The organism is Pseudomonas sp. PIC25 (assembly GCF_002286785.1).
Classification (GTDB): domain Bacteria; phylum Pseudomonadota; class Gammaproteobacteria; order Pseudomonadales; family Pseudomonadaceae; genus Pseudomonas_M.
Map to the genome: position 1 here is coordinate 1 of NZ_MUJY01000179.1, position 13,920 is coordinate 13,920.

At 65.7% G+C, this 13,920-nt stretch carries 15 protein-coding genes; 8 read left to right on the forward strand and 7 right to left on the reverse strand.

The features are described 5' to 3' along the window. Positions 1–139 precede the first annotated feature (139 nt). The gene (locus BZL41_RS23300) at positions 140–1,435 is read left to right on the forward strand and encodes an NCS2 family permease (RefSeq protein WP_095601460.1); all 1,296 of its coding nucleotides are present in this window, start codon (positions 140–142) and stop codon (positions 1,433–1,435) included. A 52-nt stretch (positions 1,436–1,487) separates the two neighbouring features. Continuing rightward, entirely contained in the window at positions 1,488–2,582 is a 1,095-nt protein-coding gene (gene trmA, locus BZL41_RS23305; RefSeq protein ID WP_095601461.1) for a tRNA (uridine(54)-C5)-methyltransferase TrmA, read from the forward strand. 22 nt (positions 2,583–2,604) lie between these two features. On the opposite strand, the gene BZL41_RS23310 is transcribed toward trmA, so the two are convergent. Continuing rightward, on the reverse strand, positions 2,605–3,189 hold the full coding sequence (locus BZL41_RS23310) for a DUF4345 domain-containing protein (RefSeq protein WP_095601530.1): 585 nt from the start codon (positions 3,187–3,189) through the stop codon (positions 2,605–2,607). Between the two features lie 192 nt (positions 3,190–3,381). Here BZL41_RS23310 and BZL41_RS23315 point away from each other — a divergent pair, with 192 nt between their 5' ends. From BZL41_RS23315 to BZL41_RS23330, 4 genes are all read left to right on the forward strand, one after another. Then, positions 3,382–3,810 carry a DUF411 domain-containing protein gene (locus BZL41_RS23315; protein WP_095601462.1) on the forward strand — a complete coding sequence of 143 codons (429 nt, stop codon included), beginning with the start codon at positions 3,382–3,384 and terminating at the stop codon, positions 3,808–3,810. A gap of 69 nt (positions 3,811–3,879) precedes the next feature. Beyond that, positions 3,880–4,752 carry a PhzF family phenazine biosynthesis protein gene (locus tag BZL41_RS23320; protein ID WP_256578235.1) on the forward strand — a complete coding sequence of 291 codons (873 nt, stop codon included), beginning with the start codon at positions 3,880–3,882 and terminating at the stop codon, positions 4,750–4,752. 25 nt (positions 4,753–4,777) lie between these two features. Then, positions 4,778–5,638, forward strand: a complete 861-nt coding sequence (locus BZL41_RS23325) for a neutral zinc metallopeptidase (protein WP_095601464.1) — start codon at positions 4,778–4,780, stop codon at positions 5,636–5,638. Between the two features lie 71 nt (positions 5,639–5,709). After that, positions 5,710–6,051 carry an endonuclease domain-containing protein gene (locus tag BZL41_RS23330; RefSeq protein WP_095601465.1) on the forward strand — a complete coding sequence of 114 codons (342 nt, stop codon included), beginning with the start codon at positions 5,710–5,712 and terminating at the stop codon, positions 6,049–6,051. Positions 6,052–6,130: 79 nt separating this feature from the next. On the opposite strand, the gene BZL41_RS23335 is transcribed toward BZL41_RS23330, so the two are convergent. The 4 genes from BZL41_RS23335 to BZL41_RS23350 are packed head-to-tail and all read right to left on the reverse strand — an operon-like array spanning position 6,131 to position 9,780. Continuing rightward, the gene (locus BZL41_RS23335) at positions 6,131–6,727 is read right to left on the reverse strand and encodes an HAD family hydrolase (RefSeq protein WP_095601466.1); all 597 of its coding nucleotides are present in this window, start codon (positions 6,725–6,727) and stop codon (positions 6,131–6,133) included. Beyond that, positions 6,724–7,596, reverse strand: coding sequence for an acyl-CoA thioesterase II (gene tesB / locus BZL41_RS23340; RefSeq protein WP_095601467.1), 873 nt, complete (start codon positions 7,594–7,596; stop codon positions 6,724–6,726). Before tesB ends, BZL41_RS23335 begins: the two co-directional genes overlap by 4 nt. Positions 7,597–7,606: 10 nt before the next feature. Beyond that, complete coding sequence (locus BZL41_RS23345) at positions 7,607–9,217, reverse strand: nitroreductase family protein (RefSeq protein WP_095601468.1); 1,611 nt, start codon at positions 9,215–9,217, stop codon at positions 7,607–7,609. Further along, on the reverse strand, positions 9,214–9,780 hold the full coding sequence (locus tag BZL41_RS23350; protein WP_095601469.1) for a GNAT family N-acetyltransferase: 567 nt from the start codon (positions 9,778–9,780) through the stop codon (positions 9,214–9,216). Before BZL41_RS23350 ends, BZL41_RS23345 begins: the two co-directional genes overlap by 4 nt. Before the next feature lie 65 nt (positions 9,781–9,845). Here BZL41_RS23350 and BZL41_RS23355 point away from each other — a divergent pair, with 65 nt between their 5' ends. Then, a complete protein-coding gene (locus BZL41_RS23355) occupies positions 9,846–10,763 on the forward strand; it encodes a histone deacetylase (protein WP_095601470.1) in 918 nt (305 codons plus the stop codon). 216 nt (positions 10,764–10,979) lie between these two features. Then, positions 10,980–11,120: a PSPA7_2676 family Cys-rich small protein gene (locus BZL41_RS29300; protein WP_143518150.1), complete on the forward strand. Its 141-nt coding sequence runs from the start codon at positions 10,980–10,982 to the stop codon at positions 11,118–11,120. A gap of 51 nt (positions 11,121–11,171) precedes the next feature. Here the strand turns inward: BZL41_RS29300 and BZL41_RS23360 are convergent, their stop codons facing one another. Both BZL41_RS23360 and BZL41_RS23365 read right to left on the reverse strand, forming a co-directional pair. Next, positions 11,172–12,290 (reverse strand): polysaccharide lyase family 1 protein, encoded by a 1,119-nt coding sequence (locus BZL41_RS23360; protein WP_095601471.1) that lies wholly within the window; start codon positions 12,288–12,290, stop codon positions 11,172–11,174. A 328-nt stretch (positions 12,291–12,618) separates the two neighbouring features. After that, positions 12,619–13,710, reverse strand: coding sequence for an SMP-30/gluconolactonase/LRE family protein (locus BZL41_RS23365; RefSeq protein WP_095601472.1), 1,092 nt, complete (start codon positions 13,708–13,710; stop codon positions 12,619–12,621). Positions 13,711–13,920 lie beyond the last annotated feature (210 nt).

Below are 13,920 nucleotides of genomic sequence, written 5' to 3' on the forward strand. Positions count from 1 at the left end.
ATCGGTGAGGAAGCGGAGTTTACGAGTTGTAAATGAGCATTCCGAACCGATTTTTAACGACGCATCACCGAGCGCAGGCACTTTTCGTACAGAGCCTAATGCTGTCCATTACGGCGCACTGCGCCATGGGGGAGTCACCATGCTGGAAAAGCTGTTCCAACTCAAGGCGCACCACACCACCGTGCGTACCGAGGTCCTGGCCGGTATCACCACCTTCCTGACCATGGCCTACATTCTCTTCGTCAACCCCAACATGCTCGCCGAAACCGGCATGGACAAGGGCGCGGTATTCGTCGCCACCTGCCTGGCGGCGGCCATCGGTTCGGCGATCATGGGCCTGCTGGCCAACTACCCGATCGCCCTGGCGCCCGGCATGGGACTCAACGCCTTCTTCACCTACACAGTAGTCCTGACCATGGGCTATAGCTGGCAGACCGCCCTGGGCGCAGTGTTCCTCTCCGGCGCGATCTTCTTCCTGCTGTCGATCTTCAAGATCCGCGAGTGGATCATCAACAGCATCCCGCTGGCCCTGCGCTCCGGCATCGCCGCCGGCATCGGCCTGTTCCTGGCGATCATCGCCTTGAAGAACGCCGGCATCGTGGTCGATCACCCGGCCACCCTGGTCAGCCTCGGCAACCTCGCCGCCGGCGGCCCGCTGCTGGCCTGCCTGGGCTTCTTCCTGATCGCCGCACTGGCCTACCGCCGCATCACCGGCGCGGTGATGATCGGCATTCTGGTAGTCACCGGGTTGTCCATCGTGCTCGGCCTGTCCGGGCTCGACGGCGTGGTGTCGATGCCGCCGTCGCTGATGCCGACCCTGCTCCAGCTGGACCTGAAAGGCGCGCTGGACATCGGCCTGGTCAGCGTGATCTTCGCCTTCCTCTTCGTCGACCTGTTCGACACCTCCGGCACCCTGGTGGGCGTGGCGCAGAAAGCCGACCTGCTGGACAAGGACGGCAAGATGCCCAAGCTCGGCCGCGCCCTGCTCGCCGACAGCACCGCCACCATGGCTGGCGCCGCCCTGGGCACCTCGACCACCACCAGCTACATCGAATCCGCCGCCGGCATCAGCGCCGGGGGCCGCACCGGCCTGACCGCCTGCGTGGTGGCCCTGCTGTTCCTCCTCAGTCTGTTCTTCTCGCCGCTGGCCGGCGCCGTGCCGGCCTATGCCACCGCGCCGGCGCTGCTGTTCGTCGCCGTGCTGATGACGAGCAGCCTGGCGCAGATCGACTGGGACGACCTCACCGTGGCCGCGCCCGTGGTAGTCGCCGCCCTGGCCATGCCGCTGACCTTCTCCATCGCCAACGGCATCGCCTTCGGCTTCATCGCCTGGACCGGCATCAAGCTGCTCGCCGGGCGCTGGAAAGACCTGAACCCGGCGCTGGTGATCCTGTCCATCCTGTTCGTGATCAAGCTGGGCTTCTTCAGCGCCTGATCCCTTCCGCGCGCGGGCCACGTTGCCCGCGCGCCGTTTCGATGAGTGTTCCATGAGCCGTCCGCATTTCGACCCCGCCGCCTACCCCGCCCAGCTCGCCGACAAGACCACCCGCTTGCGCGACCTGTTGGCTCCCTTCGACGCCCCCGAGCCGGAAGTTTTCGACTCGCCGCGCGAGCATTACCGCCTGCGTGCCGAATTCCGTCTTTGGCGCGAAAGCGGCAGCGAGAAGCGCGACTACGCCATGTTCGAGCCGGGCGACAAGTTCACCCCGGTGCTGATCGATGACTTTCCCATCGCCAGCCGTCGCATCAACGAGCTGATGCCGCGTCTGAAGGCCGGCTGGCAGGCCAGCGCCGCGCTGTCGTTCAAGCTGTTCCAGGTGGAATTCCTCACCACCCTGGCCGGCGACGCGCTGATCACCCTCGCCTACCACCGCCCGCTGGACGCCGCCTGGCAAGCCGATGCCGAACGGCTGGCGGCCGAACTGGGCGTCAGCCTGGTCGGCCGCTCGCGCGGCCAGCGCATCGTGATCGGACGGGATTACGTGGAAGAGGAGCTGGATGTGGCCGGGCGTCGCTTCCGCTATCGCCAGCCCGAGGGCGCCTTCACCCAACCCAACGGCGCGGTGTGCCAGAAAATGCTCGGCTGGGCCTACGAGGTACTGGGCGAACGTAGCGACGATCTGCTGGAACTCTATTGCGGCAACGGTAACTTCACCCTGCCGCTAGCGACCCGAGTGCGCAAGGTACTGGCCACCGAGATCAGCAAGACCTCGGTGAACGCGGCCCTGGCCAACCTGGCCGACAATGCCGTGGATAACGTGACCCTGGTGCGCCTCTCCGCCGAGGAACTCACCGAGGCCCTGAACGAAGTGCGCCCGTTCCGCCGCCTCGCCGGCATCGACCTGAAGAGTTACGCCTTCGGCAGCGTCTTCGTCGATCCGCCGCGCGCCGGCATGGACCCGGACACCTGCGAGCTGACCCGCCGCTTCGAGCGCATCCTGTACATCTCCTGCAACCCGGAGACCCTGGCGCAGAACATCGCCCAACTGCACGACACCCACCGCGTCGTGCGCTGCGCGCTGTTCGACCAGTTCCCCTACACCCACCACATGGAAAGCGGCGTCCTGTTGGAACGCCGCTGAGCGGAGCGTTTTCTTCGCCGCACTAGCTGCGCGGCTCGCTCCAGTTATCCGTCAGACCGGGCCTGAGCTCGACTTCCGAGGTCTCGGCCAGGTCCGTCCGTGTCACGCGCTCCAACGGCAGCTCACGCACGTTGAACTGCGGCGTGGGCGGCTCGTCGAAGTCGCTGTCGAAGGCCGCGCCATCCAGCGTGTCGGCCGCCTCCCGCTCCGCCTCCGCGCGCCGCTGGCGGGCGAGCAGGTAGAGCGCCAGCAGCGCCAGGCCGGCCGCGGCCAGCTTGTAGACCAGCGAGGTCAGGTCGAAGCTCTGCAGGGCACCGCCATCCAGCCACAACGCCCCGAGGCGCGCCAGCGACAGCGAGAGCTGGATCAGCACCAGCAACACCAGCGCCGGGCTGGCCCGCTCCGGCCGACGCATGCTCCACAGCAGGAAGATCGCCAGGCCCAGTTGCAGGCCGCCGTAATACACACGCATGTTGCTCACCGAAACGGTTTCCATCAGCAACATGCCGTTCAGGTTGGCCATTTCGTAGGGCCAGAGCCAGTAGGCCAAACCGAAACCGCCCATGACCAGTGCCTGGATGGCCAGGACGATGCGGGCAAAGAACATTTCCATACTCTCCATGCGAACAGGCTTCGCTCGAGTGCAGGCCAAGAGCGCGAGCCCCGCGACGCGGCGGGGACGATCTAGCAGTGACCGCCAAAGTGCCATTTCGTTCGCTCGCCGGGGTGCGACGATGCGACCTTGGGTGGCCGCTCACATGGCGCTATGCTGGGCCCTCGTTTGACCGGAGGAATGCCCATGCGCCGTCTCGTTCTGCTCGCCGCCCTCTTCGCCGGCACCGCCCAGGCCGCCGAGCCCATCGCCATCGAAGTCTACCGTGCCGCTGGTTGCAGCTGCTGCGAGAAGTGGATCGATCATCTGGAAGCCAACGGCTTCAGCGTCACCGACCATGCCGACCAGGACATGAGCGCAGTGAAATCCCGCCTCGGCGTGCCGCACCGCCTGGCGTCGTGCCACACCGCCGTGATCGATGGCAAATTCGTCGAAGGCCACGTACCGGCCGCCGATATCCTCAAGCTGCGTCAGCGGCCGGACCTACTTGGCGCCGCCGTACCGGGCATGCCCACCGGCTCACCCGGCATGGAAATGGACGGTCGCCAGGATACCTACCAGGTGATCGGCGTCGCCCGGGATGGCAGTGAACCGGTTCTCGCCGAATACCCCTGAGAATCTGGCGTCCCCTACCACATCCGAACCCGAGCGAAACGCTCATTTACCGCTTCGAATACCTTTAGGATCGTCATGCACTACTGGCAAATGGATGTTTTCGCCGAGCGCCCGCTGACCGGCAACGGCCTCGCCGTGTTCGACGATGCCCGTGGCCTCTCCACCGCGACCATGCAGGCGCTGACCCAGGAGCTGCGCCAGTTCGAATCGCTGTTCCTGCTGCCCGGCGAAGTAGCCGGCGAGTACGCCGCACGCATCTTCACCGTCGAGGAGGAGCTGCCTTTCGCCGGCCACCCGATCCTCGGCGCCGCCGCCTTGCTGCACTACCTGCATGAGCCCGGTGACAACGGCCACTGGCGCCTGCGCCTCAGCATGAAGACCGTCGAGTTACGGACCCGCCGCCAGGGCCAGGGCTTCTACGCCGAGATGGACCAGGGCGAAGCCGAGTGGGGCGTGCGCCTGAGCGGGGAAGACGCGCGACTCTATGCCGAAGCCTTTTCCCTCGCAGCCGGCGATCTCGACGCCCGCTACCCCGTCTGTGTCGTCAGCACCGGATTGCCCTACCTGCTGCTGCCGGTGAACGGCGCCGCGCTGATCCGCGCCCGGCAGAATCGTGCTGACCTCGACCGCCTGCTCGCCGACATCGGCGCCGCCTTCGTCTACCTGCTCGATGTCGATGCCCTCGAAGGCCGGACCTGGGACCCGCTCGGCGTGGTCGAAGACGTCGCCACCGGCAGCGCGGCCGGGCCGGTGGCTGCCTATCTGGTGGAGCACAGGCGCTGCGTGCGCGACGAGCCTTTCGTGCTCAACCAGGGCCGGTTCGTCGGGCGACCGAGCCGGATCGACCTGCGTGTCGGCACGGACAATCGCGTCCGCGTCGGCGGCACCGTGCAACTGCTTTCCCGGGCCGAGCTGCTGGTGAATCCCAGCCTGCTCGCCTGACCCGTCACTTTTTCGAGGAATCCCCATGCGCTGGCAAAAAGCACGTCGCAGCGACAATCTGGTGGATGCCCGCGGCAGCGGCCGCGGCATGCGCGTCGGCGGCGGTCTGAGCCTCGGCGGCATCGCCGCGGTGGTGGTGATCAGCCTGCTGCTGGGCGAAAACCCGCTGGAGATTCTTGGCCAACTGGCCGGTCAGCAAGGCGCGACCGTCAGCAGCCAGAGCACCCGGCCAGCCGGCGACGACCCGCAGGTGGATTTCGTCCGCGCCATCCTCGGCGACACCGAAGACACCTGGGGCCAATTGTTCGCCACCAACGGCGGCCAATACCAGCAGCCCCGCCTGGTGCTGTTCGACGGCGGCGTGCAATCGGCCTGCGGCTTCGCCTCGTCGGCAGTCGGCCCGTTCTATTGTCCCGGCGACCGCCAGGTCTACCTGGACCTGGGGTTCTTCCGCGAACTGGAACAACGCTTCGCCGCCGCTGGCGATTTCGCCCAAGCCTACGTGATCGCCCATGAAGTAGGGCACCACGTGCAGACGCTGCTCGGCGTCTCCGCCAAGGTCAACGCGGCCCGCCAGCGCGGCGAAAACGTCGAGGGCGCCAACGGCCTGCTGGTCCGCCAGGAACTCCAGGCCGACTGTCTGGCCGGCGTCTGGGCCCACCATGCCCAGCGGCGCCTGGACTGGATGGAGCCTGGCGACCTGGAAGAAGCTCTCAACGCCGCCACCGCCATCGGCGACGACCGCCTGCAACAACAGGCGCGCGGCCGCGTGGTGCCCGACTCTTTTACCCACGGCACCTCGGAACAGCGCGTGCGCTGGTTCCGGACCGGCTTCGACAGCGGCGCGCCAGGGCGGTGCGATACCTTCAAGGCGGCGCGGCTTTAGGGCCAGCGTCATAGCGATCTTTCGACCAGGCAGCGACAATCCCTGTTCTTTCACGAAGCAGGGATCGCTCGATGACACTCACCCACGCCAAAGACCTCCGCAGCCGGATGACCGATGCGGAGCAGCGCCTCTGGCATTACCTGCGCGCCCACCGTTTCCTCGGGCTCAAGCTCCGACGGCAGAAACCGATGGGCCATTACATCGTCGACTTCGTTTGCCTGGGGCGGTTTCTCATCATCGAACTGGATGGTAGGCAGCACCAGTTGCAGGCGAGCGCGGATGCGGTTCGGGATCGGTATTTCCAGGAACGCGGCTTTCGCGTACTGCGCTTTGGGAACCATGAGGTGTTGGGCGATACCGAGGCGGTACTGGAACGGATTCGCCTGTGTGTGGAGGGTGGTTGGCAGCCCTGAAAGCCCCTCTCCCCAACCCTCTCCCATGAATGGGAGAGGGTTGGGGAGAGGGCCAAGTGGCCAAGCACCAACCCAAGGTTCAAAGCCCAACCAACATCCCCCTCAACACCCCACAATCCCGCGCAAACCCATCGCTCAGCTCCGGCCAGGGATTCTCCGGCAGATTCACCAGCACGCTGAAGGCCCCAGCCGCGCGGGCGCATTCGAGGTCGAAGCGGTAGTCGCCGACCATCACCAGCTCGCCGGGTGACACGCCCCAGCATTCGGCCAGATGCAGCAGGCCACCCGGATGCGGCTTCGGCGGGGCCTCGTCGCGGCCGAGGATGTCGGCGCTGGCGAAGCAGTCGCCGAGGCCGATGGCCTCCAGCGTCACCAGCGCCAGCTCATGGGCATTACGGGTCAGCACGCCGAGGCGGCAGCCCCGTTCGCACAGGGCACGCACCAGCTCAACGGCGCCCGGAGCCGGCTGGGCGGCGTAGGCCAGCTCGCGTTCGTGCTCCAGCAGCCAGGCGCGTTTCGCCGCTGCCTCCGCGGCCGGCAGGCCGGCGAGGTGGTGGAGGATGTCGTCCTCCGGCGGGATGTCCAGTGCCCGGCGGATGGCCGGGAAATCGTGCACGGCGATGGTCAGGGTGCCATCCATGTCGAAGACCCAGTGGCGGGCCTCGCTCAGCCTCATTTCCAGTCCTCGCGCAGACGGACCAGCCCCTCCTGGGCCACCGAAGCGACCAGTTGCCCGGCGCGGTTGTAAATGCTGCCGCGCGAGAAGCCACGGGCATTGCCGGCCCAGGGGCTGTCCATGGCGTAGAGCAGCCAATCGTCCATGCGCAGGTTGGCGTGGAACCACAGCGCATGGTCGAGACTGGCGACCTGCATGAACTTCTGCCACACGGAGACGCCGTGGGGCAGCATCGAGGTGGTCAGCAGGTTGAAGTCGGAAGCATAGGCGAGCAGATACTTGTGCAACTGCGGCTCGTCCGGCAGCGTGCCGTCGGCACGGAACCAGACGTACTTCACCGGCTCGCCCGGCTCCGGGGCGAAGGGATTGGCGACCGTCACCGGGCGGATCTCGATGGGCTTGTCGCTGATCGCCCGCTCACGCATGCGCTCCGGCAACTGGTCGGCAATCAAGCGCGCCAGCTCGGTTTCCGATTTCAGGTTCTCCGGCCCCGGAACGTCGGGCATGGCGGCCTGCTGGTGATGGAAGCCCTCTTCGTCGTACTGGAAGGAGGCGCTGCAGGTGAAGATCGGCTTGCCCTTCTGGATGGCCGTGACCCTGCGGGTGCTGAAGCTGCCGCCATCGCGCACCCGGTCGACCTGGTAGACCACCGGCAGGGTCGCGTCGCCGGGGCGCAGGAAGTAGCCGTGCAGGGAGTGTACGTGGCGCGCCTCCTCCACCGTCTGGCTGGCGGCGGAAACGCACTGGCCGAGCACCTGGCCGCCGAAGAGCTGGCGGAAGCCCAGGTCCTGGCTGACCCCGCGGAACAGGTTTTCCTCGATGGGTTCCAGGCTCAGCAGGGCGACCAGATCGTCCAGAACTTGACTCATTGACTTCTCCTCAGGCGGGCGGCAGGCGTAATTCAGGATAGGCCGGCGAGGTGCTCAGGCGCTCATCCCATACCGCTCGGCCTACTGTGAAATGGTAAAGGCTTTGCCAGCGGCTGTCGGCAAGCCCGAGCAGTTCGTGCACCGCTTCGTCGAAAAAGCAGCCGATACCGGTGCCGGAAAGCTCCGCTGCCTCGGCCTCCAGATACAAAAGCTGGCCAATCTGCCCACACTCCCAATACAGCTGCGGATAACGCCAGGCGCCAGCCTCCAGCGCCTCATCGAAGCGCGCCAGCATGGCCACGGCGAGACAGCCGTCGCTGGCGATGTCCTGGCCGCAGGAAAGGAACTCGGCCAGCCCACGGGCATCGCCTTCCAGCAGGCGGTAGAGTGGCAACGCATCGTCCGCCTGTTCCCAGAGGAAATCCTCGCGCAGCCCCTCGGCCAGTGTCTCCGGGCCCAGGCCGCTGCGGCTCAGCCAATAGAGACCGGGCACCAGGCCTTGAACGCGGTGGACGAACAACAGCAGGTCAACCTGCGCGGGTTCGCCGGTCACCGCGAACGGCACCGGCGAATGGTCCGGCAATAGCCGAGCCAGCCAGGCACGCAGCAGCGAGACGTCGATCCCGCCGCGCCCATCCATGGCTTGCGCGCTGCGGCGCCGGTGCAACAAGGGACGCAGCGGCAGGCCGGGATTGTCCGCCGAAGCGCAGCCGGGAGCCGTCCCCCAGCTCAACGGCGGCAAGGCTGGCGCGCGGCACAGTTGGTGGACACGGGCCAACTCGGGCCACTCACGATACTGGCGGGAAAGCCGGTTCGGACGGCCATCCAGCTCCAGCGTCGCCAACCCGGCCAGCAATGCCTGGGACAAGACGGGCTCGGTCGTCTGAGCCGGGCCGACCCAAAGCAGGCAGTCGATGTACTCGGCCTCGGCGAAGCCCTCGCGATCGAGGCCGAACGGTGCATCCAGCCCGGCCTCGGCCAGGCCGCGCAACAAGCGCACCTGCCAGCCCAGCGCGCTGGCGGCGATGGCCAAGGCCGCCAGGGCATGGCCAAGATCGTGCTGGCAGTAACGATAGGCACGCTCGCCGTACTTCCAGGCCTCGCGCCAGGGGATGCTGGCCAGCGCCAGCAGGCAGCCACCGGCCGGCAGCGCCGTATGCAACGTATCACTCAGGATAGAAGGCAACTCGGCACGCACTTCCAGGACATGTGCGTCGGCGGCGTAGTGCACCAGCAGGCCCTGCTCCTCCAGCGTACCCGGTGGCAGCATGAGATAGGCCTCGGTGGGATGCAGGTTGCCGGACGAGGGATTGACCCGCAGCGCCCAGCGGCTACCGCCCGCCTCCTTCCAGGCCGACAGCGCCAGGCTGTCGTAGAGCAATTGGGACAGACTGGCGTGGTTCAACGGCATCGGACTGCCCAAAGGGCCGGCGAACACCGCGTCGTAGGCCGGCGACTCCTCCAGCGGACGGTGCCACAGCTCGATCAGGCGCGCCCCGGCATAACGGCGAAACGGCGCCGGCTGGGTTGCCCAATCGAGACGGCCCGGCCCCGGCGCGAAACGCTCGGGCTGGTGCTTGCTCAGCGCATGGTAGGCGCGTACGGCATCGAGGTCGGTCATAGGTGACGCTCCTGCCATTCGTCCAGGCGCAGGCGGTACAACAAGTGACGGCGCAACGGATGGCCCTCCGCCAGTTTCGGGTGATCGAAGTCATCGGCCGGATCGCGGCGCATGCCGATGGCCTGCATGACCCGCTGCGAACGCCGGTTGCTCAATGCGGTGAAGGAAACGATCTCGGCGAATCCGAGCCGCTCGAACCCCGCCGCCAGCGCAGCAAGCGCCGCTTCGCGAGCAAAACCCTGCCTCCACTGGTCGCGGGCCAGTCGCCAACCGATCTCGACGGCCGGGGTGAAGTGCGCGTCGAAACCGGTCCAGCCGAGCCCGGTGAATCCGATCAGTCGGCCATCGTCCTTGCGCTCCAGTGCCCAGAGCCCGAAGCCATGGGCCGCGAAGTGATCGCGGATACGCCGCAGCATGGCCGCCGTTTCGTCACGGTCGAGGGGCGCCGGGAAATGGCGCATCACCTCCGGGTCGGCGCTGATCGCCGCCAGCGCGTCGAGGTCCTCGTCGCACCAGGTACGAAACCACAAGCGCGGTGTTTCCAAAGTCAGGATGTCAGCCATGGATGCCTCATGAACAGGGGCCTGGGTTACTCTTGCCTGCGCATCGTCCCCAGCCGGATCGCATTATGCCGCTACCCCTCGTCTATCACGACGACTACAGCCCGCCGTTCCCGGCCGGGCATCGTTTTCCGATGGAGAAGTTCCGCCTGCTGCGCGACCACTTGGTGGATACGGCTTTGACCCGCGACGAGGCGCTGTTGCGTCCGGAACTTTGCCCGGTGGAGATCCTCGCCCTGGCCCACGACCCGGTCTACATCGAGCGCTATTGCAGCGGCGCCCTCGGCCGCGAGGAATTACGCCGCCTCGGCCTGCCGTGGTCACCGGAACTGGCGCGGCGCACCGTGCGTGCGGTGGGCGGCTCGTTGCTGGCAGCCGAACAGGCCCTGCAACACGGACTGGCCTGCCATCTGGCCGGCGGCACCCACCATGCCCATTACGATCACCCGGCCGGCTTCTGCATTTTCAACGATCTGGCGGTGATCGCCCGCTATCTGCTGGAAAGCGGCCGGGCCGGACGCGTGTTGATCTTCGATTGCGACGTGCACCAGGGCGACGGCACCGCCCGCATCCTTGCCGACATACCGGATGCCGTCACCGTATCGCTGCACTGCGAGCAGAACTTCCCGGCGCGCAAGGCCGACAGCGACTGGGATATTGGCCTGCCGCGCGGTATGGGCGATGCGGACTACCTGAAGGTGGTCGACGAGGCGCTGAACTACCTGCTGCCGCTCTACCAGCCGGATATCGTGCTCTATGACGCCGGTGTCGACGTGCACCGGGACGATGCCCTGGGCTACCTCGCCCTCACCGACACCGGCCTTGCGGCACGCGACCGCGCCGTGCTCGATCATTGCCTCGGACGGGACATTCCGGTGGTGGGGGTGATCGGCGGCGGCTACGACACCGACCGTGCCGCCCTGGCCCGACGCCACGGCATTCTTCATCACTGCGCCGATCAGGTCTGGCGGGCCCGGGGGCTCTAGCCTACCCGGCCGCTCGTCGGCCAGCAGGCGACGCTAGCAGCGAACGGAAGTCAAAAACCGCCAACATCGTCGAATACGCAGCGACCTACCCCTCATCGGCAAACAGGAACCGTTCGAAGCGGCTCCGAGTCAGAGTCAATGAAGGCGCTCGAATGGTCGGCTTGGCCGACACGCCCTTAACCTGACTGAGCAGCATGGCTGCGGTGGGAGGAAGAGATGACATTCCGCTGTCTTGTTTCCGACTGCCTGTGGAGTGACGGAACACCATGCAGGCTGGGCAATGAAGATGTTCTCGAGCAGCACTGTCTGCGCTGCGGGGCCTTGCGCTACGTACAACTGGCCTGCCCCCTGGCCTGACGCTCACGCAGTACGCGTGCCTCTTCGCCGAAGAAGAGGCACGCGCGGCGATCACTGAATCTTGCCGGCCCCGGCATTCGCCAGCACATCGGAAATCACCGCCGACGCCTGCAGCTTGTTGACCGTGTAAGGCGGCGTCCAGCCGATGGCAGTGTTCCAGCTGCAGCTCAGCGGCGCGCCGTTCAGCAGGGAACCGTTGTCGCGGAAGACCTTACCCTTGAAATCCTTGGCGATATCGATGCAGCTCTTCACGCCCTGGATATCGAAGACGTTCGCCTCGGACAGGATCTTCGACTCGTAACCCACGCCCTGCGCATAGCTGAAGCGGTAGTACTGATAGCTGCGGCTGGCCGTATGGTAGTTGTTGTAGGTGTGAACCTGGCCGAAACGCACGCGGGGACCGCGCTCGCTGTAGTCCTGGAACAGGGTGTTGTGGATGGTGACCTTCAGCTTGCCAGCGTCGGTACTCGACGCGCTGTCGCTGGAACCGATCAGGATGTTCTTCTCGTGCTGCTTGAACACTGAATAGGAAACAGTGATGTAATTCGCCCCCTTGTTGATATCCAGCGCACCATCATGATGCTGGATCAGTTGGCCGTTGGCGGAGCCCGCCTGATCGTCGGTGCGCCGACCGTCGGTGAAGGTCATGTGGTCGAGCCAGACATTGCTGGCGCCGCTGATGGTGACGCCATCGATTTCCGAGTTCCACTTGCCGGACGAACCGTCGTTCGGGTCCCACACGGGAACCGGGTCCCAGGGGTTTTCGATGGTCAGGTTGCGCATGATCACGTTGTTGGCGCGGATCATGAAAAAGCCGTCGCGGATCTCCGCGTTGGTTCCCACGCCAACGATGGTCGTCTTGGCCGGGACATCCAGGCGAGCACGGGTCTTCATCTCGGCGGTGGTCGTGTAGGGCTTGCCTTCGCTGACATCGATGACCCCGGAAATCCGGATGATGCGACCGCCGCTACCTGCCGAGGCCTTCAAAGCCGTGCGCAATTGCGCAGCGGTGCTGACGGTGTAGACATCCGCCGTCGCAGCAGCGGAGCCACCCTGGGTACCACCGTTCTGAGTGGCCCAACCGGTCTTGGCAGCTTCGCGGGCTATATCCGCCGCCTGGGCTCCCATGGCCCCACAAGCCAGCATCACCCCCACCGCAATCGCATGCATTCTGTTCATTGACTACTCCCTGATCGACATGAAATCAGACCCAGCGGCCTGGTCGAGCGAGGTTTCTCCCTAGGGGCGGTATTTTTCAATGGCTGTACGGAACCTTGTTCAACTCTGCGGCACATCGCACATCAACTATTCATACGGCTGCTCATCTTCCCTGCGAAGCGCTACCGAAACGTCGATAGCGCCCGGCCGACGCCGGAGCGGCTGCCGGTACGGACCGAAATCACCATGGGAAACCGGGACCCGCATCCATTGTCCGACAACGGCGCCAAGAGCACGGCCCAGGCAGAGCGGAGCAGCCCAGTGGCCGCCCCGCCCTCGCTCAGACGAACGTGGCGCCGCGCGTGTTGACGTACAACGCATAGAGCGAGTGGCTGCTCGCCATGAACAGCCGGTTGCCCTGGCGGCCACCGAAACACAAGTTGGCGCAACGCTCGGGCAAGCGGATATGGCCGATCGCCTTGCCTTGCGGGCTGAACACCTTCACGCCATCGAGATCGTCCGGTTTGGCTGCCTTCGCGTCGCTGGTACCCCAGCCGCACCAGAGATTGCCGTCCTCGTCGCACTTGATTCCGTCCAGCGCCCCGTGATCGTCGGCCTCGATATGCTTGCGCCGGTCGCCCAAGGTGCCGTCGTCCTTCACTTCATAGGCCCAGACCAGACGGTTCGGCTTGGCTCGCCCCTCGACCACGTAGAGCACTTTCTCGTCGGGTGAAAAGCACAGGCCGTTCGGGCCGGAGATGCCTTCGATGACGCGGGTCACCGTGCCGCGCTCGCCGTCGATCCGGTACACCGCGTCCGGCATCTCCGGCGTGATCTTGTGGCCTTCATAGAAGTTGGCGGTCTGAAACGGCGGGTCGCTGAACCAGATCGACCCGTCACGCTTCACCGCGAGGTCATTGGGCGAGTTGAAGCGTTTTCCCTCGAAGTTGTCGGCGAGCACCGTGACGCTGCCGTCATGCTCGGTGCGCGTAACCCGCCGCCCCTGGTCGTTGGTGGTCGAGCCTTCGCAGACGATCAGCCGTCCCTGGCGGTCCCGGGCCAGACCGTTCGAATGATTCGCCGGCGCGCGATAGACGTCGAACGTCCCACTGATCTCGTCCCAGCGCATGATGCGATTCTCCGGGATGTCGCTCACCAACAGGTAGCGCCCGTCGCCCACCCAGACCGGCCCCTCGGCCCAGCGCATGCCGGTGGCTAGGCGCTCCACGCTGGCGTTGAACAGGCGGTACTGGGCGAAGCTGTCGTCGAGCACTTCGACCAGGCTGTCCGGATAGCGTTGGGTCAGGGGCTCGGCATCGGCCAATCGCGGCAGGCCCAACGCGGCGCCTGCGCTAAGGAGCAGGGAATGGCGCAGGAAGCGCCTGCGGCCGGTTTCCGGTTGGTTGTCATCGAGCGTTTCCAATTGAGTCATAGGATGACCCCTTTTTTGAGTGAGAAGGCGAACGCTCTGCACGGCCATGCAACATCGCGAGCTTTCGCCAATGCCACATAGCGGGACGAGCGCTTCAGGGGAGTGTCAGAAATCGGCTTGACCCATGATGGAATCAGCCATCCACCGGGAATCCGCTGATGTGAGAGAAATGGGAAGAATGGCAAGCATCCCTTCGCAAAAAGGCATGTA

Bases quoted from the DNA above. Each gene is read 5' to 3' on its own strand.
- BZL41_RS23300 (WP_095601460.1), top strand. From the start codon at position 140: ATGCTGGAAAAGCTGTTCCAACTCAAGGCGCACCACACCACCGTGCGT.
- trmA (WP_095601461.1), top strand. From the start codon at position 1,488: ATGAGCCGTCCGCATTTCGACCCCGCCGCCTACCCCGCCCAGCTCGCC.
- BZL41_RS23310 (WP_095601530.1), bottom strand. From the start codon at position 3,189: ATGTTCTTTGCCCGCATCGTCCTGGCCATCCAGGCACTGGTCATGGGC.
- BZL41_RS23315 (WP_095601462.1), top strand. From the start codon at position 3,382: ATGCGCCGTCTCGTTCTGCTCGCCGCCCTCTTCGCCGGCACCGCCCAG.
- BZL41_RS23325 (WP_095601464.1), top strand. From the start codon at position 4,778: ATGCGCTGGCAAAAAGCACGTCGCAGCGACAATCTGGTGGATGCCCGC.
- BZL41_RS23330 (WP_095601465.1), top strand. From the start codon at position 5,710: ATGACACTCACCCACGCCAAAGACCTCCGCAGCCGGATGACCGATGCG.
- BZL41_RS23335 (WP_095601466.1), bottom strand. From the start codon at position 6,727: ATGAGGCTGAGCGAGGCCCGCCACTGGGTCTTCGACATGGATGGCACC.
- tesB (WP_095601467.1), bottom strand. From the start codon at position 7,596: ATGAGTCAAGTTCTGGACGATCTGGTCGCCCTGCTGAGCCTGGAACCC.
- BZL41_RS23345 (WP_095601468.1), bottom strand. From the start codon at position 9,217: ATGACCGACCTCGATGCCGTACGCGCCTACCATGCGCTGAGCAAGCAC.
- BZL41_RS23350 (WP_095601469.1), bottom strand. From the start codon at position 9,780: ATGGCTGACATCCTGACTTTGGAAACACCGCGCTTGTGGTTTCGTACC.
- BZL41_RS23355 (WP_095601470.1), top strand. From the start codon at position 9,846: ATGCCGCTACCCCTCGTCTATCACGACGACTACAGCCCGCCGTTCCCG.
- BZL41_RS29300 (WP_143518150.1), top strand. From the start codon at position 10,980: ATGACATTCCGCTGTCTTGTTTCCGACTGCCTGTGGAGTGACGGAACA.
- BZL41_RS23360 (WP_095601471.1), bottom strand. From the start codon at position 12,290: ATGCATGCGATTGCGGTGGGGGTGATGCTGGCTTGTGGGGCCATGGGA.
- BZL41_RS23365 (WP_095601472.1), bottom strand. From the start codon at position 13,710: ATGACTCAATTGGAAACGCTCGATGACAACCAACCGGAAACCGGCCGC.